At 68.7% G+C, this 20,712-nt stretch carries 18 protein-coding genes and 1 tRNA gene; 7 read left to right on the top strand and 12 right to left on the bottom strand.

Annotation, left to right across the window (positions count from 1 at the left end; translation table 11 throughout):
• Window positions 1–6: 6 nt before the first annotated feature.
• The 6 genes from ACT54R_RS08640 to ACT54R_RS08615 form a co-directional block, all read right to left on the bottom strand.
• The gene (locus tag ACT54R_RS08640; protein ID WP_476325387.1) at window positions 7–348 is read right to left on the bottom strand and encodes a hypothetical protein; all 342 of its coding nucleotides are present in this window, start codon (window positions 346–348) and stop codon (window positions 7–9) included.
• Window positions 345–1,937 (bottom strand): putative nucleotidyltransferase substrate binding domain-containing protein, encoded by a 1,593-nt coding sequence (locus ACT54R_RS08635; RefSeq protein WP_476325385.1) that lies wholly within the window; start codon window positions 1,935–1,937, stop codon window positions 345–347. Before ACT54R_RS08635 ends, ACT54R_RS08640 begins: the two co-directional genes overlap by 4 nt.
• A 20-nt stretch (window positions 1,938–1,957) precedes the next feature.
• Entirely contained in the window at window positions 1,958–3,703 is a 1,746-nt protein-coding gene (locus tag ACT54R_RS08630) for a cation acetate symporter (protein WP_476325383.1), read from the bottom strand.
• A complete protein-coding gene (locus tag ACT54R_RS08625; protein ID WP_168462220.1) occupies window positions 3,700–4,008 on the bottom strand; it encodes a DUF485 domain-containing protein in 309 nt (102 codons plus the stop codon). Before ACT54R_RS08625 ends, ACT54R_RS08630 begins: the two co-directional genes overlap by 4 nt.
• A gap of 462 nt (window positions 4,009–4,470) precedes the next feature.
• Window positions 4,471–6,669, bottom strand: coding sequence for a transglycosylase domain-containing protein (locus ACT54R_RS08620; protein WP_476325380.1), 2,199 nt, complete (start codon window positions 6,667–6,669; stop codon window positions 4,471–4,473).
• A gap of 185 nt (window positions 6,670–6,854) precedes the next feature.
• Entirely contained in the window at window positions 6,855–7,247 is a 393-nt protein-coding gene (locus ACT54R_RS08615; RefSeq protein ID WP_476325378.1) for a hypothetical protein, read from the bottom strand.
• Between the two features lie 207 nt (window positions 7,248–7,454).
• Between ACT54R_RS08615 and ACT54R_RS08610 the strand changes: the two genes are divergently transcribed.
• The 4 genes from ACT54R_RS08610 to ACT54R_RS08595 all read left to right on the top strand — a co-directional run bounded on the left by ACT54R_RS08610 (window position 7,455) and on the right by ACT54R_RS08595 (window position 12,456).
• Window positions 7,455–10,259 carry a [protein-PII] uridylyltransferase gene (locus ACT54R_RS08610; protein WP_168462223.1) on the top strand — a complete coding sequence of 935 codons (2,805 nt, stop codon included), beginning with the start codon at window positions 7,455–7,457 and terminating at the stop codon, window positions 10,257–10,259.
• A gap of 154 nt (window positions 10,260–10,413) precedes the next feature.
• Window positions 10,414–11,595 carry a tRNA 2-thiouridine(34) synthase MnmA gene (mnmA, locus tag ACT54R_RS08605; protein ID WP_476325376.1) on the top strand — a complete coding sequence of 394 codons (1,182 nt, stop codon included), beginning with the start codon at window positions 10,414–10,416 and terminating at the stop codon, window positions 11,593–11,595.
• Between the two features lie 40 nt (window positions 11,596–11,635).
• Entirely contained in the window at window positions 11,636–12,280 is a 645-nt protein-coding gene (locus ACT54R_RS08600; RefSeq protein ID WP_168462225.1) for a class I SAM-dependent methyltransferase, read from the top strand.
• A 99-nt stretch (window positions 12,281–12,379) separates the two neighbouring features.
• A tRNA-Met gene (locus tag ACT54R_RS08595) sits at window positions 12,380–12,456 on the top strand.
• Between the two features lie 25 nt (window positions 12,457–12,481).
• Here ACT54R_RS08595 and ACT54R_RS08590 read toward each other — a convergent pair.
• Window positions 12,482–13,450 carry an alpha/beta fold hydrolase gene (locus tag ACT54R_RS08590; protein ID WP_476325374.1) on the bottom strand — a complete coding sequence of 323 codons (969 nt, stop codon included), beginning with the start codon at window positions 13,448–13,450 and terminating at the stop codon, window positions 12,482–12,484.
• A gap of 110 nt (window positions 13,451–13,560) precedes the next feature.
• Between ACT54R_RS08590 and ACT54R_RS08585 the strand changes: the two genes are divergently transcribed.
• Window positions 13,561–13,980, top strand: a complete 420-nt coding sequence (locus tag ACT54R_RS08585) for a DUF805 domain-containing protein (protein ID WP_476325372.1) — start codon at window positions 13,561–13,563, stop codon at window positions 13,978–13,980.
• A 77-nt stretch (window positions 13,981–14,057) separates the two neighbouring features.
• On the opposite strand, the gene mmsB is transcribed toward ACT54R_RS08585, so the two are convergent.
• From mmsB to ACT54R_RS08570, 3 genes are all read right to left on the bottom strand, one after another.
• Window positions 14,058–14,957: a 3-hydroxyisobutyrate dehydrogenase gene (mmsB, locus tag ACT54R_RS08580; RefSeq protein WP_476325370.1), complete on the bottom strand. Its 900-nt coding sequence runs from the start codon at window positions 14,955–14,957 to the stop codon at window positions 14,058–14,060.
• Between the two features lie 49 nt (window positions 14,958–15,006).
• Window positions 15,007–16,149, bottom strand: a complete 1,143-nt coding sequence (locus ACT54R_RS08575; protein ID WP_476325368.1) for an isobutyryl-CoA dehydrogenase — start codon at window positions 16,147–16,149, stop codon at window positions 15,007–15,009.
• A gap of 111 nt (window positions 16,150–16,260) precedes the next feature.
• Window positions 16,261–17,757 carry a CoA-acylating methylmalonate-semialdehyde dehydrogenase gene (locus tag ACT54R_RS08570; RefSeq protein ID WP_168462230.1) on the bottom strand — a complete coding sequence of 499 codons (1,497 nt, stop codon included), beginning with the start codon at window positions 17,755–17,757 and terminating at the stop codon, window positions 16,261–16,263.
• A gap of 162 nt (window positions 17,758–17,919) precedes the next feature.
• On the opposite strand from ACT54R_RS08570, the gene ACT54R_RS08565 reads away from it, so the two are divergent.
• Window positions 17,920–18,840: a LysR family transcriptional regulator gene (locus ACT54R_RS08565; RefSeq protein ID WP_476325365.1), complete on the top strand. Its 921-nt coding sequence runs from the start codon at window positions 17,920–17,922 to the stop codon at window positions 18,838–18,840.
• Between the two features lie 12 nt (window positions 18,841–18,852).
• Here ACT54R_RS08565 and ACT54R_RS08560 read toward each other — a convergent pair whose 3' ends face one another.
• The gene (locus tag ACT54R_RS08560) at window positions 18,853–19,383 is read right to left on the bottom strand and encodes an RICIN domain-containing protein (RefSeq protein ID WP_476325363.1); all 531 of its coding nucleotides are present in this window, start codon (window positions 19,381–19,383) and stop codon (window positions 18,853–18,855) included.
• A 226-nt stretch (window positions 19,384–19,609) separates the two neighbouring features.
• Between ACT54R_RS08560 and rpmB the strand changes: the two genes are divergently transcribed.
• Window positions 19,610–19,906 (top strand): 50S ribosomal protein L28, encoded by a 297-nt coding sequence (rpmB, locus tag ACT54R_RS08555; RefSeq protein ID WP_024277232.1) that lies wholly within the window; start codon window positions 19,610–19,612, stop codon window positions 19,904–19,906.
• Between the two features lie 283 nt (window positions 19,907–20,189).
• Here the strand turns inward: rpmB and ACT54R_RS08550 are convergent, their stop codons facing one another.
• On the bottom strand, window positions 20,190–20,708 hold the full coding sequence (locus ACT54R_RS08550; RefSeq protein ID WP_476325361.1) for a hypothetical protein: 519 nt from the start codon (window positions 20,706–20,708) through the stop codon (window positions 20,190–20,192).
• Window positions 20,709–20,712: the final 4 nt, after the last annotated feature.

Below are 20,712 nucleotides of genomic sequence, written 5' to 3'. Positions count from 1 at the left end.
GCCGCCTCAGGGCTCGTCCGGCTTGGCCGGGAGGAGAGAAGAGGTCGCGCCATGCCCCCGCCGTTCGCTGGCGAAGGCCAGCGCCGCGATCAGCGCGCCCCAGATGACGAACAGAGCCACCGGCAGCAGCGGCAGGCCGAAGACGGTGGCCTCCGTGTCCCATACCGCCAGCAGGGGGAAATTGAAGGCGAGCGCGCCCAGCGCCGCCAGCGCGACCAGAACCTGACGGTCCGGTCCCTGGCGGGCCGGTCCTTGGCGGTCCGGTCCTGGGCGGTCCGGTCCTGGGCGGTCCGGCCCACGCCCTCCCGGCGGCTCGGCGGACTTTGCGGAACCGCGGCCGGCGCTCATAGCGCGTCGAACCGGTAGTGGCGGGAGAGCCACTGCTTGAAGCCGCGCACGATGGCGAGGGCCTCCTTCAGCGCCTGCCGGTCCAGCGTGCCGAGGTCCGCGAGGCGGAGCGCATTGCTGGGCGGTCGGCCGTCCGCGATCTGCCTGAGATTGCTGGACAGCTTCATGCCCATGAACAGGCGCAGCGCATCGGTGAGATCGCGGGCGAAGCCCTCCTCCATATGCCCGGCCGCCACCAGCGCGGCGAGCCGGTCGGCGGTGCCGAGCGCGGTGATGCGATGCTCCAGCGCCAGGGCCCGCACGCCGTGGACGAGGGGGAAGATGCCGAGCTTCTTCAGGTCCACCTCGGCCGCGCCCCGGCCGGTGAGTCCGGGCAGGCGGCTCCACCAGCTCGCGCCGTCGCCGAAGCGCTCCACCGCCTGGGCGAAGCGGGCGAAATAGCCGTGGTCGCCCATCATGAGGAAATCCACATGCGCCCGCGCCGCCGCGAGCAGGGACGCATCGCCCGCCACCGCCACGGCATCGAGGAAGATGGCGAGGTTCATGGGGCCTTCGGCGACGCTGCCGTGGATCCAGTCCTTCAGCGTCTCCTTGAAGGCGGATACGGGCTGGCACCAGGTGGGCAGGCTGAGCATGACGCCGCCGGGGCAGGGCGGGTAGCCGAAATCGATCAGCGCCGCGGTGAAGCGCGCGGTGATGTCGTCGAGCCCCTCGAAGACGAAGCCGTCGGCGAGGATCAGGCCGTTGTCCTGGTCGGTCTTGATGATCTGCTCGCCGCGCCCCTCGCTGCCCATGATAACGAGGCAGGACTGGGCGCGCAGCTCTTCCGGCGCCAGAAGCTCCCACAGGCGGCGGAACACCTGCCGGTTCAGCTCGCCCACCAGCGCCGCGATCACCTCCACCCGCACCCCGTCGGCATTGAGCACGGCCACCATGCTGTCGATCTGGCGGGCGGCGGCCTTCAGTTCGTCAAGGCTCGCCGCGTGGGCCGCCTCGAGGGCGATGAGGTGGGAATGGTTGGCGACGAAGGCCATCAGGTCGAGCTGGCCGAGCACGCCGACGATGCCGTCGCCCCCCGTCGCCCGCCCGCCACCCGCGCGCACGAGGAGGCGGTGGATCCGGTGGCGCAGCATCAGGATGAGGGCCTCGAACAGTTCGGCGTCGGGCGAAATGCACCAGGGCTCGAATGTCGCGACCTCGCGCACCGCGAGGGCGGAAGGGGGCGTGTCGCGGGTGAGCGCGTCGCGCAGATCGGTGGTGGTGAAGATGCCGATGCGGCCGGCGTCGCGCACCACGGCCTCGCTGAGGCGGCGGGCGGAGAGATCGCGGCAGAGGGTGACGAGGTCGGTCGCCCCGTCCACGAAGAAGGGCTTGCGCAGATAGACGTCGCGCACCCGCGAGGTCATGAGCGAGACCAGCTCGCGCCGGTCCCGCTCCGACGGCGAGGCCCGCCCGGGGGCGGGCGGGCCGGACGCTGCGGGGGCGTCCTCGGGACCGTGGGGGTCTGCGCCCCGGGCCGTGGCGGCCCGGGGTTCGTTCTCCCGGCGGTCCCCGTTCGGGGGGCCGGTCATGTCGTCCGGCCGTGGCATGGTTTCAGCCTAGCACGGGGTCAGTGCCCCGAGGCCTCCGCCGCGCCAATGCCCGTCTCCGAGCGCACTTCCTGCGCCGGGAAGCCGGCCCGGTCGATCTTCGCCCGCTGGCTGTGGTCGAGGATCGAGAACAGCCAGATGCCGACGAAGCCGAGCGTCATGGAGAACAGCGCGGGCGACGTGTAGGGGAACGGCGCCGAGCCGGCCGGGTTGCCCAGCGTGGCTTCCCACACCGACGGCGACAGCACGGTCAGCACCACCGAGGACAGGAGCCCCAGGAAGCCGCCAATCACTGCGCCCTTGGTGGTGCAGTCCTTCCACAGCACCGACATGAACAGCACCGGGAAGTTGGCCGAGGCGGCAACCGCGAAGGCCAGCGACACCATGAAGGCGATGTTCTGCTTCTCGAAGGCGATGCCGAGCAGCACCGCGAGGATGCCGAGGCACAGCGTGGTGATGCGGGACACCTTCAGCTCGGAGGCGCTGTCGGCCTTCCCCTTCTTGATGACCGTCGAGTAGAGGTCGTGGGACACCGCCGAGGCACCGGACAGCGTGAGGCCGGCCACCACCGCGAGGATGGTCGCGAACGCCACCGCCGAGATGAAGCCGAGGAACACGTTGCCGCCGACCGCATGGGCGAGATGCACCGCGGCCATGTTGTTGCCGCCCTGCAGCGCGCCCTTGGCGTCCAGGAACTCGGGGTTCGTGAGCACGAAGGTGATGGCGCCGAAGCCGATGATGAAGGTGAGCAGGTAGAAGTAGCCGATCCAGCCCGTTGCCCACATCACCGACTTGCGGGCTTCCTTCGCGCTCGGCACGGTGAAGAAGCGCATGAGGATGTGCGGCAGGCCAGCGGTGCCGAACATCAGCGCCATGCCGAACGAGATGGCCGAGATCGGGTCCTTGATGAAGGAGCCGGGGCCCATGATGGACTGGCCGGCGGCGGCAGCTGCGGCCGGCGTGGTGCCGGGCTTGGCGGCGGCAAGGTTGGTCTTCACCTCGACGGCGGCGGCGAACATCTTCTCCGGGGAGAAGCCGTAGCGCCACAGCACCATGACGGCCATGAAGGTCGCGCCGCCGAGCAGCAGGCAGGCCTTGATGATCTGCACCCAGGTGGTCGCGGTCATGCCGCCGAACAGCACGTAGATCATCATCAGCGCGCCGACGATCACCACCGCGATCCAGTAGTCGAGGCCGAACAGCAGCTTGATGAGCTGGCCGGCGCCCACCATCTGGGCGATGAGATAGAAGGCCACCACCACCAGCGTGCCGGAGGCGGCGAACACGCGCACCGGAGTCTGGGCGAAGCGGAAGGCCGCCACGTCGGCGAAGGTGAACTTGCCGAGGTTCCGGAGGCGTTCTGCCATGAGGAAGGTCAGGATCGGCCAGCCGACGAGGAAGCCGATGGAGTAGATGAGGCCGTCATAGCCCGAGGTCATCACCGCGGCCGAGATGCCGAGGAAGGAGGCGGCGGACATGTAGTCGCCGGCGATGGCGAGGCCGTTCTGGAAGCCGGTGATGCCACCGCCCGCGGTGTAGAAGTCGGCCGCCGACTTGGTCTTCGCGGCCGCCCACTTGGTGATGTAGAGCGTGCCCATCACGAACACCACGAACATGGTGATCGCGGTCCAGTTGGTGGCCTGCTTGTCGGCCTGCCCGAGGTCGCCGCCGGCGGCGAGCACCAGCGAGGGCGCGAGGACGAGCGCGGCCGCCGCGCCGATCGCGATCGCGCGGCGGGCGAAAGAGGTCGAGAGCGTCGCGTTCACTTGAGCGCCTCCTGCTTGATCTTCTCGGAGAGCGCGTCGAACTCGCCGTTTGCGCGGCGGACGTAGATGGCGGTGATGATGATGGTGAACACGATCACGCCGAAGCCGATCGGAATGCCCCAGGTCATTACGCCGTCGCCGATGCGCGCGGCCAGCACGTCCTTGCGGAAGGCGATAAGCAGGATGAAGCCGTAGTACACGACCAGCATCGCCAGGGTGAGAATCCACCCGAAGCTTGAACGGCGCGCTTTCAGCGCCTTGTAATTGGGATCGGCCGCAATGCGTGCGGCCACGGATGTTTCCATGGGTCGCCCTCCCTGAAAGCCCGCGGTACCCGTGGGCCCCGGTTGTTATCTTCGTGATCGACCTTGGCCTGGACCGGCCTCGTCACCTTGCACTCTGTATCAGAGCCGATGCCGCGCGCTAGTTGAGGAAACCCCGTACTTTCGGCCATACGCCAAATGTATTGTGCAGTGCGCCGACTACCCGGGTGACGACCGCGGGAATCAATGATCTGCAAATGCTTGGCATCGATCTTGACGTTTTATTACGTGGGGATCGGGCCAGTTTTCCGGGCGGGAAGCGTCGTTGTTGCGCGGGAAAGGCGCCTAATACTTTCGGGTGAAGGGCGCGACGCCTTCGACTTTCGTTGTAACAATGACGTAGGGGAAGGGCGGCCGGGTTGCGTCGGGTCGCCAATGCGACGAGTTCCCCGCCGCCCTCCGGTCAGGCCGGAAGGAGGCGGCGGAACAGGGCGGATGCCCCCGTCACCGCCGGCCCTGGCCCAGGAAGGTTTCCGCGAACCAGCGGTCCAGCGTCATGGGCGGCTCCTGCTGGGGCGGGGGCGCCGGCATCTGGCCGACCACGGCCGACGGGCGGTCGTCCGGCATGTCGGCCGGCGGCAGGTAGGTGGCGCCCGGCTGGCCGTAGCCGTTGCCGCCGAAGCCGTAGGACCTGAGGCCGCCCGGAAGCTCCGCCACCGGCACGCCCTGGTGCGCCGCCTTCATGACGCGGCTCCACACCTCCACCGGAAGATTGGCGCCGGAGGCCTTTTTGGTGGGCGAGGAATCATCGTTGCCGAGCCACACCGCCGTGACGTACTTCGCCGTGTATCCGACGAACCAGGCGTCGCGGTAGTCCTGCGAGGTGCCGGTCTTGCCGGCGGCCTCCCAGCCCGGCAGGTCGGCGCGGCGCGCGGTGCCGGTGGACAGCGTCTGGGTCATCATGTGGTTCATCATTGCAACATATTCGGAGGCGACGACGCGGCCCATGCCGGTCACGTTGCGCTCGTAGAGCGGCTTGCCGTCCGGTCCCGTCACGCTGTCGATCACGTGGGGCATCACCCCGAGGCCGCCGTTGGCGAAGGGCGTGTAGGCGCCCGCCAGCTCCAGCACCGACACTTCGGACGTGCCGAGCGCGATGGAGGGGTTGGGGTCGAGGTTCGAGGAGATGCCCATGCGGTGGGCGGTCTGCACCACGGCCTTGGGGCCGAACTCCAGCACGAGGCGGACCGAGACGGTATTCAGGGAGAGCGAGAGCGCGGTGGTGAGCGTCACCGGACCGCGATAATCCCGGGTCGAGTTCTCCGGCCGCCACCCCTTGAGCTGGATCGGCGCGTCGTCGCGCACGCTCTCCGGCGTCAGGCCATGCTCGACGGCGGTGAGGTAGATGAAGGGCTTGAAGGCCGAGCCCGGCTGCCGCCGGGCGGTGACGGCACGGTTGTACTGGCTGTCGGCATAGGATCGGCCGCCGATGAGCGCCTTCACGCCGCCATCGGGATCGAGCACCACGATGGCGCCCTGGCCGACGCCATACTTGGCGCCCGACTTCGCCAGCGTGTCCTCAAGCGCCGCCTCGCCCGCCTTCTGGAGCGCGGGATCGATGGTGGTGCGGACCACCACGTCGCCGGGCAGTTCGCCGTCGCCGAGCACGGAATCGAGCTGGTCCATCACCCAGTCGGCCACGTAGCCGGAGGAATCCGGCATGCCGCTGCGGGCGAGCTGGGCCGGCCGTGCCTGCGCCGCGCTCGCCATGTCGGCGGTGATGAGCTTCTGGTCCCGCATGGCGGCGAGCACCAGATTGGCGCGGGTCTGCGCGCCCTTGAGGTTGCGCGTCGGGGCAAGGCGCGAGGGCGAGTTGACGAGCCCGGCCAGCATGGCCGCCTCGGCCAACGTCACCTGCCGGGCCGACTTGCCGAAATAGCGCTGCGCCGCCGCCTCCACGCCATAGGCGCCGGCGCCGAAATAGACGCGGTTCAGATAGAGGTCGAGCAACTGGTCCTTGGTGAACTTGTGCTCCAGCCACAGGGCCAGCACCAGCTCCTGCATCTTGCGGGAAGCGGTGCGCTCCTGGGTGAGGAACAGGTTCTTGGCCAACTGCTGGGTCAGCGTCGAGCCGCCCTGCCTGAGCCGGCGCGAGGTGAGGTTGGTGACGAGGGCGCGCGCGAGGCCTTCGGGATCGAGGCCGAAATGGCTGTAGAAGCGCTGGTCCTCAATGGCGACGAACGCCTTGGGCAGATAGGGCGGCAGCTCGCCGATGGGCACGGCGACGCCGCCCATGTCACCGCGTGTGGCGATGGTCTTGCCATCGGCACCCTGCACAGTGACGGTGGGCGGACGCTTGGGGATCATCAGCGTCTGCATGGACGGCAGCTTCGACGCCTCGTAGGCGATGACGCCGGCGAGGGCGAGCAGCGCCCACACGCCCAGGATGAAGCCCCATTTCACAAGCCGGAACACGAGACGCCCCCCTCCGCCACGGCGGGGCCGGCGCGGCGGGGGCTCGGAACGGCCGCGGCGCGGGGCGGGATCGGGACGCATGTCGGGTTCCGCCTTGGCCTTGGGCCGCGCAGCCGCCTTGCGGGCCGGGCGGGGCGGTTCCGGGGGCGGTGCGGCGGAGCGGTCGCGCGGGTCGAGGCGGATGTCGAACAGGGATTCGGGCCGCTCCATGAGCGGCTCGCGCCTCATGCCGTCCCCCCGTCCCTGTGCGGTCATTCCATTTCCCGTCGCATAGCCGGCCTAGATCGCAGCCGCGCGGCTCCTTCCACCACCAAAATGGGGCGAAGATCAGCCGCTGCGGCAGATCGTGCCCGCCTCACCTCAAGGAAGCGTTACGCGGCAAGCGTTTTCGGCCGGCGTCTTGGGAGAATGCCCTAGGGACACTTGCTCCAGTAGCCCACGGTCTTCGCCGGCGTCGTGTAGAACCAGCAGGTATTCGGCGCCGGCGCCGGGCCGACGAGGGGCGTGGCGAGGCCGCCCGGCAGCACGCCGAGCGGCGCGCCAGAGCCCGGCTGGGCGCCGATGGGCGTATTGGTGCGGAAGGGCGCGGGCTGGATGATGGGCGTGGGGTCCGCCGGCACCACCGGCTTCGGCGCCGGCAGCTTCGGCCGGGGCGTCACGACCGTGGGGGCGCGCGGGACGACCGGGGCGGGCCGCACGACGGGACGCGGCGCCGGCCGCTGGATGGGCGGAATGACCGCGGCTCCGCCCACGATGGGCGTACCCACACCCGTCGCGGCCAGGGCAGCGGCTGGCGCGAGCGCCATCGCGAGCACTACAGCACCATACATGACCATACGACATGTATGGACGGTCCCAGCGCGGAGCTGTCCGTAAGGCATGTGTTCCATAACGGAAATATAGGTTCCGCTGCGGCTGATTCGAGAGCGACCAATCAACGCCGCTCGCGGCCGGGCGCTGATTGCGGTACAGATGAAGGCTCCTGTCCTTCGTGCCCCCAAGATCGCCGAGCAATGCCCACCGTCCGTTCCTCCAAGGTCAACCGCGTCATCGGCGAACCCTTTGAAGGCCAGGCCCTCAAGGCCGAGATCAGGGAAATCGCTTCCGCCCACAAGGGCCGCGACCTCGATTTGCGCAATGCCGTCGTCGCCCGCCTCAAGAAGGGCATGCAGGAAGGCCGCGCGGAAGCCGAGCGCCTGCTGCTGGAAGACGGCTGCGGACGCTGCTGCGCCATGCGCCTCTCCGCGCTGCAGGATGCGGTCATCACCAGCGCCTATGAGGTGGCCACCACCTTCCTTTATCCGGTGGACAATCCCTCCCGCTCCGAGCGCATGGCCGTGGCGGCAGTGGGTGGATACGGCCGGGGCATGATGGCGCCGGGCTCGGATACCGACATCCTGTTTGTGCTGCCGTACAAGCAGACGGCCTGGGGCGAGAGCGTCGCCGAGGCCATGCTCTACATTCTTTGGGATCTGGGGCTGAAGGTCGGCCACGCCACCCGTTCGGTGGAGGAGTGCCTGCGGCAGGCGCGGGCCGACTTCACCATCCGCACCTCCATCCTGGAAGCGCGCTACCTCGTGGGCGACAAGGCGCTGTTCGAGGATTTGGAAACCCGCTTCGACAAGGAAGTGGTGGAGGGCACCGGCGCCGAATTCGTCGCCGCCAAGATGGCCGAGCGCGAGGACCGCCTGCGCCGCTCCGGCCAATCGCGCTATCTCGTCGAGCCCAACGTCAAGGAGAGCAAGGGCGGCCTTCGCGACCTGCATACGCTCTTCTGGATCTCCAAGTACGTCTACCGGGTGCAGACCGCGAGCCAGCTGGTGGCCAAGGGCGTGTTCACCCGCGAGGAGGCGAACCTCTTCAAGAAGTGCGAGGACTTCCTGTGGTCCGTGCGCTGTCACCTGCACTTCCTGACCGGTCGCGCCGAGGACCGCCTCTCCTTTGACCTGCAGCGCGAGATGGCGCTGCGCCTCGGCTATACGGAGCATCCCGGCCAGAAGGACGTGGAACGCTTCATGAAGCACTATTTCCTCGTGGCGAAGGATGTGGGCGATCTCACCGCCATCCTTTCCGCCGCGCTGGAGGAGCGCCACGAGAAGCCGGTGCCCGGCCTCAAGGGCATGGTGGAGCGCTTCCGCGCCGGCTCGCGCCGCATCACGCTGAAGGACACGACGGACTTCATCCTCGACCACGACCGCCTGAACGTGGCGGATCCGGAGGCGTTCATCCGCGACCCGGTGAACCTCATCCGCATCTTCCACGTGGCGGACAAGCGCAACCTTGCATTGCATCCCGACGCCAGCCAGCTCGCCGCCCGCTCCCTCGGCCTCATCGATGCGAGCGTGCGCGAGAATCCGGAGGCGAACCGCCTGTTCCTGGAGATCGTCACCTCCAAGGACGCGCCGGAGACGGTGCTCCGGCGGATGAACGAGGTGGGCGTGCTGGGGCGGTTCCTGCCGGAGTTCGGCAAGATCGTCGCCATGATGCAGTTCAACATGTACCACCACTACACGGTGGACGAGCACCTGCTGCGCTGCATCGGCATCCTCTCCGAGATCGAGCGCAAGGTGAACCCGGAGAACGGGCTCGCGAACGAGCTGATGGGCACGGTGAAGAACCGCAACCTGCTCTACGTGGCGCTCCTGCTGCACGACATCGCCAAGGGGCGCCCGGAGGACCACTCGGTGGCGGGCGCCCGCATCGCGCGGAAGCTCTGCCCGCGCTTCGGCCTCTCGCCGGTGGAGACCGAGACGGTGGCGTGGCTGGTGGAGCAGCACCTCGTCATGTCCACGGTCGCGCAATCCCGCGACCTCTCAGACCGCAAGACCATCGAGAATTTCGCCTCCGTGGTGCAGAACCTGGAGCGCATGAAGCTGCTGACCATCCTCACCACGGCCGATATCAAGGCGGTGGGGCCGGGCACCTGGAACGGCTGGAAGGCGCAGCTCCTGCGCACCCTTTATTACGAGACCGAGCCGGTGCTCACGGGCGGCTTCTCGGAAGTGGATCGCGGCAAGCGCGTCACCGCCGCCCAGTCGCAGTTCCGCAATGCACTTTCCGACTGGGACGACGAGAAGGTGGCGGCCTATGTGGCGCGCCATTATCCACCCTACTGGCTGCGCGTGGACCTTGAGACCAAGCTGCGCCATGCCCGCTTCGTGGATGAGGCGGAGGCGGCGGGCCGCTCCATCGCCACCCATGCGTCGCTGGAGCCGGGCCGTGGCATCACGACGCTCACCGTTCTGGCGCCGGACCATCCCAAGCTGTTGTCCATCATCGCCGGGGCCTGCGCCGCGGCCGGCGCCAACATTGTGGACGCGCAGATTTCCACCACCACGGACGGGCTGGCGCTGGACACCATCGCCATCCGCCGCGCCTTCGACCATGACGAGGACGAATTGCGGCGCGCCAACCGCATCCGGGAAGCGGTGGAGCAGGCGCTGACCGGCGAGGTGCGCCTGCCGGAGGTGATGGCCAAGAAGCTGCCGAAGGGCCGGCGGACCTTTACCGTCGAGCCCGAGGTGACGGTGAACAATTCCTGGTCGAACCGCCACACGGTGGTGGAGGTCTCCGGCCTCGACCGGCCGGGCCTCTTGTTCGCCCTGACCAACACGTTGTCGCGGCTCAACCTCAACATCGCCTCGGCCCACGTCGCCACCTTCGGCGAGCGGGCGGTGGACGTGTTCTACGTCACCGACCTGATGGGCGCGAAGATCACCGGTGCCGCCCGCCAGTCCACCATCCGCCGCGCCCTCGTCTCGGTGTTCGAGGGACCGGTGGAGGACGAGGAGCCGGCGCGCCGGGTGGCGCGGGGGTGACGGGGCGCCGCGGATCGGGCGGGGCAGCCGTTTTTTCGCCGCGCTCGCGTGGCTCAGATGCCAATCGTTTGCACCTCGTTTGCACTAGGCGACGGTGCGGCATACCTTCTGCCGCGCCTCCTTCCGACCCTACGACCCAAGACCGACGATCGCGATGACCGACGACCTCCTCCTCGATGCCTCCGACGCCACCCGTGCCGCGCGCGCGGCGACGCGCGTCGTCGTGGCCATGTCGGGCGGGGTGGATTCGTCCGTGGTCGCGGCGCTGCTGGCCCGCGCCGGCTATGACGTGGTGGGCGTCACCCTCCAGCTCTACGACCATGGCGAGGCGGCGCACCGGGCCGGCTCCTGCTGCGCGGGGCAGGACATCTATGACGCCAGCGAGGTGGCGCGCACGCTCGGCATTCCGCACTACGTGCTCGATTACGAAAGCCGCTTCCGCGAGGAGGTGATCGACCGCTTCGCTGCGAGCTATGCAGCCGGCGTCACCCCCATCCCCTGCGTGGACTGCAACCGCACCGTCAAGTTCCGCGACCTGCTCGCCACCGCGGAGGAGCTGGGCGCTCGCTATCTCGCCACCGGCCATTACGTGGCGAGCCGCGCGCTGCCCGGCAGCGGACGCGGCCTGTTCCGCGCGGCCGAGGAGGCGCGGGACCAGTCCTATTTCCTCTATGCCACCACGGCGGCGCAGCTCGACAAGCTGCGCTTTCCCCTGGGCGAGATGCAGAAGGCGGACGTGCGGGCGCTGGCAGCCGAATTCGGACTGCCGGTGGCGGAGAAGCCGGACAGCCAGGACATTTGTTTCGTGCCCGGCGGCGATTATGCCGAGGTGGTGCAGCGCCTACGGCCCGAGGCCGGCGAGGCGGGCGACATCGTGCATCTGGATGGCCGGGTGCTCGGCCGCCACAAGGGCGTGCTCCACTACACCATCGGCCAGCGCAAGGGCCTCGGCATCGCCACGCCCGAGCCGCTCTATGTGATCTCCATCGACGCCTCCCGGCGCGAGGTGCGCGTCGGTCCGCGTGAGGCGCTGGCGGTGCGGGCGATCTCCATGGCCGACGTGAACTGGCTGGGCGACATACCCTTCGACGCGGCGCTGGATGTCGAGACCGAAGTTTATGTGAAGGTGCGCTCCACCCGTCCCCCGGTACCGGCGCGCCTGGGTCGGACGGCGGACGGCACCCCGGCGGTGCATCTGGCGCTCGGCGAGGAAGGCGTTGCGCCGGGGCAGGCCTGCGTGCTCTACGATGCCCCGGGCGCCGGTGCCCGCCTTCTGGGTGGCGGCACCATCGTGAAGGCGGAGCGGGTGGCGAAGGCGGTCGCAGAGGTCGCCTGAGGCCGGGTTGCCCTCGGGACTTGGGGCGGGAGAGACGGCAATGGCGGTTCAGTACGATCTCGAGGGCCAGAAGAAGGCCTATGCCAAGTGGGCGCCCATCTATGACAAGGTCTATGTGAAGCTGCTGGCGGACGCCCAGCGCAAGACCTCCGCCGCCGCTGCCGCCTGCGGTCCCGACATTCTGGAAGTGGGCGTCGGCACCGGGCTGGTGCTGCCCTATTACCCCGCGCACTGCCGCGTCACCGGCATCGACCTCTCCTTCCACATGCTGCAGAAGGCGGTGGAGAAGAAGGTGGAGCGCGGCCTGAAGCAGGTGGGCCTGCTCTGCGCCATGGACGCCTGCAAGCTCGGCTTCGCCGACCACAGCTTCGACGCCGTGACCGTGCCCTTCGTCATCACGCTGGTGCCTGATCCGGAAGGCGCGCTGGACGAGATGTACCGCGTGCTGCGGCCGGGCGGCGAGATCGTCATCGCCTCCAAGCTCGGCGCGGACGAGGGCGCAACTATGCACGTCGAGGCGGCGCTGGCTCCGCTGGTGAAGAAGATCGGCTGGAGCATCGCCTTCAAGGCGAGCCGCCTGCGCAATTGGGCGGCCAAATACCCCGACATGGAAGTGGTGAGCATCGCTCCCGTCTTCCCGGTGGGCTTCTTCAAGATGGTGCGCATCAAGAAGAAGGCGGCCTGAACCTCCTGTTCACAACAGGGGCGCGGCTTTCTTGACACCCGTGCGGCCCCGCCTCTATATGCGCGTCTCCCGGCGCCGCGCGCGTCGGATGTGCGTTGTGGCAGCGTAGCTCAGTTGGTGAGAGCGCCGGATTCATAACCCGGAGGTCGGCGGTTCAAGTCCGCCCGCTGCTACCACCCGTCTCCTGCCTCCAAATTTTCTTCACGGCGCCACTTCATCCAGAAACGCGCGCACCGCCGCGCGCGTTTGCGCGGCCCGCCCCACCAGCAGATGGCCGCCGGTATCGTAGGCAATGAGCCGGGCGCCGGGGATGCGCGCCGCCGCCACTTCCGCCGCCGGCAGCGTGTTGAAGAGGTCGTCCCGCGCCGAGACGATGAGGGTGGGCGCCGTGATCCGCTCCAGCGGCAGCACGGGGTGTGGGCAGGCGCTGTCGAGCCGAATGCCGGCGGCCCGCTCGGACACCGGCGCGATGGCGCCGGCGATCTTCAGCACCCGCGCGCGCTCCTCCTCCCCCGCCTGATCCAGCAGCGCCGGCCGGACGCCGACGAAGCGGATCACCATGGTCGGCCCCAGCGCGCCGATGAGCCACCAGAAAAAGTCGCCTCCCGCCTTCACGATGGCGAAGGCGAGCCGGCTGCCTCCGGTGGGATCGGTGGCCACCGGGCTGTGCGGGGCGTCGAGGGCCGGCACCAGCAGCACCAGCGCGCGCACCCTCTCGGGATGGCGCACGGCCAGCGCCGCAGCCGACCGCGCGCCCGCGGACAGGCCCATCACGATCACCTTGTCGAGGCCGAGATGGTCGAGCAACGCTGCGTAAGCATCCGCCTGCGCTGCGACGCCGCCGTCGGGCGCATCCACCGCTGCGGCGGGCGTGCCGGTGCGCAGATAGCCGAAGCGCGAGGGCGAGATGAGGCGGAAGCCGCTTCCCATCAGTTCGTCGGCGAAGAACAGGCCATGGTCGAAGCCGCCACCCGCGCCATGGATGGAGAGCAGCACAGGCCCGTCACCGCGGTCGGCATATTCCACTGCCCCGCCGGGGAGTGGCGCGATTTCGCTCCCGGAGGCGACGCGCGCGAGGGCCTGCTCGTATGCCGCCCTGAACCTGCGGGCGACCACCACCGCCAGCGCGAGGCCGGCCAGGGCGGCGAGAAGGGCGAGGGTCAGTCCCATGGCGTCGTCACTCCGCGGCATCGGCTAGGCGCCCCGGTTGGCCGCACGCGGACGCTTCCGCTATAGGTAGCCCGACGCAGCCATGGGGTCACGGCGCGCGAGGAGGGGCCATGACATTCACCGAAGCCGTCCGCAGCTGCCTCAGTCAATATGCCGGCTTCCAGGGGCGCGCGCCGCGCAGCGAATTCTGGTGGTTCTGGGTGTTCACCCTGCTGGTGGAGATCGCGGCTTTCGTCGTCGGCACCATGCTGCTCGCCGGGTCCATCACCGCGACGCAGGTCAGCGGCGGCCAGATCGACGCCTGGTATTTCTTTGCGGGGCCCAACTGGCTTTCAACCGTGGTGCATCTCGCCCTGATCCTGCCTTCGCTGGCGGTGGCGGTGCGGCGGCTGCACGACATCGGGCGGAGCGGCTGGTGGTTCCTGCTCCTCTTCATTCCGTTCGGCTTCTTCGTGCTCCTGTTCTGGTGGGTGCAGCCCTCCCAGCGCGAGCCGAACGCCTATGGGCCTCCGCTGCTGCCGGTGCGCTAAGCCTCCGGTCAAATGAAAAGGCCCGCGCGCATCCTGCGGCGGGCCTTTTTCACGTCCGGTCTTCCAGCGCTCCGGGATCAGGTCTCGTCGGCGCGGGTGCGAATCCACTCGATGATGCCCGAGAAGTCCTTGCCCTCGTTCCCCTCGGCCGCGAACGCGGTGTAGAGGGCGGTCGCCGCGGCACCCAGCGACGTGGCGGCGCCGGCCGTCTCGGCGGCTTCCTGAGAGAGCTTCAGGTCCTTCAGCATCAGCGCGGCGGCAAATCCCGGCTGGTAGCCGCGATTGGCGGGGCTGGTCGGCACCGGGCCGGGCACCGGGCAATAGGTGTTGATGGACCAGCATTGGCCCGAAGATGTCGAGGCGACGTCGAACAGCGCCTGATGGGAGAGGCCGAGCTTCTCGGCCAGCACGAAGGCTTCCGAGGCGGCGATCATGGAGATGCCGAGGATCATGTTGTTGCAGATCTTCGCCGCCTGACCGGCGCCTGCCCCGCCGCAATGGACGATCTTCTTGCCCATCAGCTCTAGGATGGGCTTCGCCGCTGCGAAGGCTTCGTCCGTGCCGCCCACCATGAAGGTAAGGGTGCCGGCTTCCGCCCCGCCGACGCCGCCGGAAACGGGGGCATCCACGCTCGCGTGACCGGCCGCCTTGGCTGCCTCATGGAAGGCGCGGGCGGAAGCGACGTCGATGGTGGAAGAATCGATGAAGAGCGTGCCCGGCTTTGCTGCCGCGAACAGGCCGTCCGCCCCGGTGGTCGCACCCACCACATGCTTGCCGGAGGGCAACATGGTGACGACCGCATCGGCGGACGCCACCGCCGCCTTGGCGCTGTCGGCGATGGCGAGGCCCTTGGCCTTCGCCGCCTCCAGCGCGGCGGGCACGAGATCGAAGCCGGTGACGGCGTGCCCCGCCTTCACGAGGTTGGCGGCCATGGGCCCGCCCATGTTGCCGAGGCCGATGAATGCGATGGTGGCCATGATGGTTTCCTCTCTGCCCTCTTCCCCAAGGGGGAGAGGAGATTTTTAGCTAGTTCCCCTGCGCGATCAGCGCGCGGGCGACGATGAGGCGCATGATCTCGTTGGTGCCCTCCAGGATCTGGTGGACTCGCAGATCGCGCACGATCTTCTCGATGCCGTAGTCGGCGAGATAGCCGTAGCCGCCATGCATCTGGAGCGCCTCGTTGGCCACCTCGAAGCCACGGTCGGTGGCAATGCGCTTGGCCATGGCGCAGAGCTGCGTCGCATCCGGCGCCTTGGCGTCCAGCGCGGCGGCGGCGCGCCAGAGGAAGGTGCGCGCGGCCTCCAGCTCGGTCGCCATGTCGGCGAGGCGGAACTGCAGCGCTTGGAACTCGTCGAGCCGCTTTCCGAAGGCCTTGCGCTCGCGCATGTAGGAGAGCGCCTTCTCCAGCGCCGCCTGCGCCCCGCCCAGCGAGCAGGCGCCAATGTTCAGCCGGCCGCCGTCGAGCCCGGCCATGGCGATCCTGAAGCCCTCGCCCTCCTCGCCCAGCCGGTTCTCCACCGGCACCCTGACGCCCTCGAAGGTGACGGTGCGGGTGGGCTGCACGTTCCAGCCCATCTTGCGCTCGTTGGCACCGAAGGAGAGGCCCGGCGCGCCGTTCTCGATGACGAGGGTGGAAATGCCCTTCGGCCCGTCGCCGCCGGTGCGCACCATCACCACATAGATGTCGGAGGAGCCGGCACCGGAGATGAACTGCTTCTGGCCGTCGACGATGTAATGGTCGCCGTTCCGCACCGCCTTTGTCTTCAGCGCCGCCGCGTCCGATCCCGCGCCGGGCTCGGTGAGGCAATAGGAGGCGAAATGCTCCATCGAGGCGAGGCGCGGCACCCATTTCCTGCGCTGGGTGTCGTCGCCGAAGCGGTCGATCATCCAGGTCGACATGTTGTGGATGGAGAGATAGGCCGAGGTGCCGGGGCAGCCGGTGGCGAGTTGCTCGAAGATGAGCGCCGCATCGAGGCGGGAGAGGCCCGAGCCACCCACGTCCTCCTTCACATAGATGCCGCCCATGCCGAGGGCGGCGGCGGCGCGCAGCTGCTCGACGGGGAAATGCTTCTTTTCGTCCCACTCCACGGCATAGGGCGCGATCTGCTCGTTGGCGAAATCGCGGGCCATGTCGCGGATGGCGATCTGGTCCTCGGAGAGCGTGAACATGTCAGGGGCGCTTTCGTGCGAGCCATCCAGTGCCCGCCGAGATATGCGCCCGACGGACCCGCCGATGCCAGAGCCGCCCCGTCCTGAGGACGGAGCGGCTGATCCGGCGTGTCAGCCCATGGTGGGGATCACGAAGTCCGCGCCGTCCTTGATGCCCGAGGGCCAGCGGGAGGTGACGGTCTTGGTCTTGGTGTAGAAGCGCACGCCGTCCGGGCCGTGCTGGTTCAGGTCGCCGAAGCCGGAGCGCTTCCAGCCGCCAAAGGTGTGGTAGGCGAGCGGTACCGGGATCGGCACGTTGATGCCCACCATGCCCACGTTCACCTTGGAGGCGAAGTCGCGGGCGGCATCGCCGTCGCGGGTGAAGATGGCGACGCCGTTGCCGTATTCGTGCTCGGTGGGAAGGCGCAGGGCCTCCTTGTAGTCCGGCGCACGCACGACGGAGAGCACGGGGCCGAAGATCTCTTCCTTGTAGATGCGCATGTCGGCGGTCACATGGTCGAACAGGCAGCCGCCCATGTAGAAGCCGTTCTCATAGCCCTGCATCTTGAAGCCGCGGCCGTCCACCAGCAGCTTCGCGCCCTCCTGGACGCCGAGGTCCACATAGCCGCGCACGCGCTCCAGCGCCTCGCGGGTGACGAGGGGGCCGAAATCGGCGGAGCCGTCGGTGGACGGGCCGATCTTGAGGTTCTCGACGCGGGGGACGAGCTTCTCCAGCAGCCGCTCGGCGGCTTCCTCGCCCACCGGCACCGCCACCGAGATGGCCATGCAGCGCTCGCCGGCGGAGCCGTAGCCGGCGCCGATGAGGGCGTCCACGGCCTGGTCCATGTCCGCGTCGGGCATGACGATCATGTGGTTCTTGGCGCCGCCGAAGCCCTGGATGCGCTTCCCGTTGGCCGAGCCGCGGGCATAGATGTACTGCGCGATGTTGGACGAGCCGACGAAGCCGATGGCGTGGACGTCGGGATGGTCGAGCAGACCGTCCACAGCCTCCTTGTCGCCGTTCACCACATTGAGGATGCCGGGGGGAAGGCCCGCCTCAAGCATCAGCTCGGCGAGGTGCATGGGCACGCCGGGATCGCGCTCGGACGGCTTCAGGATGAAGGCGTTGCCGCAGGCGATGGCCGGGCCGAACTTCCACATGGGGATCATGGCCGGGAAGTTGAACGGCGTGATGCCGGCCACCACGCCGAGCGGCTGGCGCATGGAATAGATGTCGATGCCCGGGCCGGCGCTGTCGGAGAAGTCGCCCTTGAGGAGGTGCGGGATGCCGATGGCGAACTCGATAACCTCAAGGCCGCGCTGGATGTCGCCGCGGGCGTCGGGCACGGTCTTGCCGTGCTCGCGGGCGAGCAGGTCCGCCAGCATGTCGTAGTCGCGGTGGACGAGTTCCAGGAACTTCATCAGCACGCGAGCGCGGCGCTGGGGATTGGTGGCGGCCCAGGCGGGCTGCGCGGCCTTGGCATTGGCGACGGCGGCGGCAAGCTCGTCCTTGGAGGCGAGGGCCACGTGGCCGACCACATCGCCCGTCATGGGCTGGTAGACGTCGGCGAAGCGGCCGGACGTGCCGGGCACATGCTTGCCGCCGATGAAATGGCCGATCTCACGCATGATGCGGGTGCCTCCTTGGGCGTTCTTCTGGGAATGCGTTTCCAATGCGGCGCCACCGCTTTCCGGCAGCGTTCGTTGGCCGGCACACTGCCCTATCTTTTTGTGCACAGCTACGGCAATCTCCGCACCATTGATGTGCACCCTTTCACAGTCCCGAGAGCCATGCCCGGCGGCGATTTCGAGTGGTCCGACCTCACCTTCTTCCTCGCCGTGGCGCGCGCCGGGCGGCTGACCGTGGCGGCGGCGCGGCTGAAGGTGGAGCACTCCACCGTGAGCCGGCGCATCGCCGCGCTGGAGACGGCGCTCGGGGCCAAGCTGTTCGACCGGCACCCCCACGGCTATGCGCTGACGGCGGCCGGAGATCGCCTGCTCGCCGCCGCCGAGGGCATGGAAACGCTGGCACTGTCCGCGCAAGGTGAGATCGCGGGATCGGACCTCGGCGTGTCGGGCACGGTGCGGATTGGCGCGCCGGACGGCTTCGGCACCTTCTTCCTCGCCCCGCGCATCGGCGCGCTCTCCGATCTGCACCCGGAGCTGGACATCCAGCTCCTCGCCATGCCGCGTCTCTTCTCCCTGTCGAAGCGCGAGGCGGACATCGCCATCTCGCTGTCGCGGCCGAAGGAGGGGCGCCTCCATGCGCGCAAGCTCACCGACTACCGGCTCGGCCTTTATGCCGCCCGCGCCTATCTGGAAAAGTACGGTGCCATCGAGAGTCGCGCGGCGCTCCAGCGCCACCGCTTCATCGGTTATGTGGACGATCTGATCTACGCGCCGGAGCTGGACTACGTGCCGCTGGTCGCTAAGGACCTTCGGGTGCGCCTGAAAAGCTCCAGCCTCGTCGCCCAGATGACGGCGACCCGCGCGGGGGCGGGCGTGTGCGTGCTGCCCTGCTTCATGGCCGACCTGTTCGCCGGGGAGGGGCCGGAGGCGCTGGTGCCCATCCTGCCCACGGAAGTGGGCCTGACGCGCACCTTCTGGCTCCTCACCCACGCCGACACCCGCGACCTCGCCCGCATCCGCGTCGCCGCCGATTTCATCGCGGAAGCGGCGCAGAAGGGGCGGGGCGTGCTGATGCCGGGGTGAGGGCGCTGCGCCCTACTTCAGGCTCCAGTACTGGTCGGACGGCCCGCCGGCCACCTCGCATGTGGCGAGCTGCAGGCGCGCGCCGTTCGCGGTGGCGGCCGCGCCCTTCACGTCAATGCAGAGGCCCGACAGCTTGTGACGGATCAGTCCCTCCTGGGTGAACTGCCACTGCTGGTCGGTGGTCGATCCGTTGGGGTTTTTGCCGGACAGCTCGCAATCATAGAGGATGAGCGCCGTACCGGCCTTGATTCCGGGCGCGCCGGGCACGTCGATACACTTCTTGGACAGCGTGTTGCGGATGAAGCCCTGGGGCAGGACCTCCCACCTTTGGTCGGTGGGCGTGCCGTTGGGGTTCTTGCCGGAGAATTCGCAGGCGTAGAGGATGAGGGGCGACCCGTTCTTGACGCCGGGCGCGCCCGACACATCGAGGCACTTGCCCGAAAGCTGGTTGACGATGAACTTGCCCTGTGCGCTCGCCTCGCCCGCGCAGAAAAGCCCCGCCGTCGAGAGCGCGGCGGCAAGCAGCCAGTTTCCGATTCTCATGCAATCCCCCATCCCGGCCGTGATGGTCCGGCTCTTTTCCCCTGCCGAGCTTGGCCTTGGCGTGGGTCTCATGGCAAGCCCCGAGCGGGCGCAATAGGCCCCGCACCTTGACTGGCTCCCCCTCTCCCCCTATAGGAGCCGCTTCCCGATAGAGCGGGTGAGTGCACGCGGGTCTTCTGGCCCCGACGCGTTCCCCGCGCCATACGAAGAAAAAAGGACTTTCGCCATGTCCCGGCGGTGTGACCTGACCGGCAAGGGGGTTCAGAGCGGCAACCTCGTGAGCCACTCGAACCGCAAGACCAAGCGCCGGTTCCTGCCGAACCTGTGCAACGTGACGCTGGAGAGCGAGACGCTGAAGCGTTCCGTGCGCCTGCGCGTCAGCGCCAACGCGCTGAAGAGCGTGGACCACCGCGGTGGCCTCGACGCCTTCCTCGCCAAGGCCCGCGACGAGGAGCTGTCTCCTGTCGCCCTCGACCTCAAGCGCCAGATCGCCAAGGCCGTCGCCGCCGCTGCCGCGGCCTGAGCTTTCGGCTTTCCGAGAATTTTGAACCGCGGACGGCAACGTCCGCGGTTTTTCGTCGTGGGCGGGTCCGTTCGGTGCATCTTGCAGGGGGGGCGCCCTCTCGGCGCTTGTCATCCCCCGCTTTATGCGGGGGATCCACCCCGCCGTTCGCCGGCTCTCTCGATCGCAGCACCCTTCCCGGCCCACGGTGGATCGCCCGCACAAGGCGGGCGATGACTGCCGGGGGAGAGGGGGACGATGAGCGGACGCCAGCGCTGGCAGAGAATCGCCCCTCCCCCGCGGCTCACGCCCTCGGCGGCAACTCCGGGCGCGGCGATGGCGGGGGCAGGGCTTCGGCCCGCTCGGCGGGGGAGCGCAGGATGGGCTTGAAGAAGCCCGCCGTGGAGCCTGCCACCAGCCAGTAGGCGAGCCCACCGGCGAGGCCCGCGGCCACCACGTAGAAGGGATCCCCCGCCACCGCCGTCGCCCCGTCGGTGGGCGCGAAGAGCTGGGCGCCGATCCAGGCCGAGACCACGCCATTGGCCGCGTGGAACATCCACGAGCGGATGGCGAACGCCTCCGAGAATAGGATGCCCACGGCCGCGACCAGCCACATCAGCATCAGCAGCATGAACAGCACCACCACCGTGGTGACGATGGCGACGATGAAGCCCAGCGCCCGGTCGCCCGGATCGGTGGCGGTGAACAGCGTACCGATCCGCCATTCCCCGATGAGGATCACGCACGCCCCCGCGATCACCGACGCAAAATAGCCGAGCGGAACGAGGACGAAGCGCAGCAGCAGGCGGACCAGGTTGTCCATGGGC

This window comes from Xanthobacter sp. DMC47, from assembly GCF_056313845.1.
This window is presented reverse-complemented; position numbering and strand designations above follow the sequence as displayed.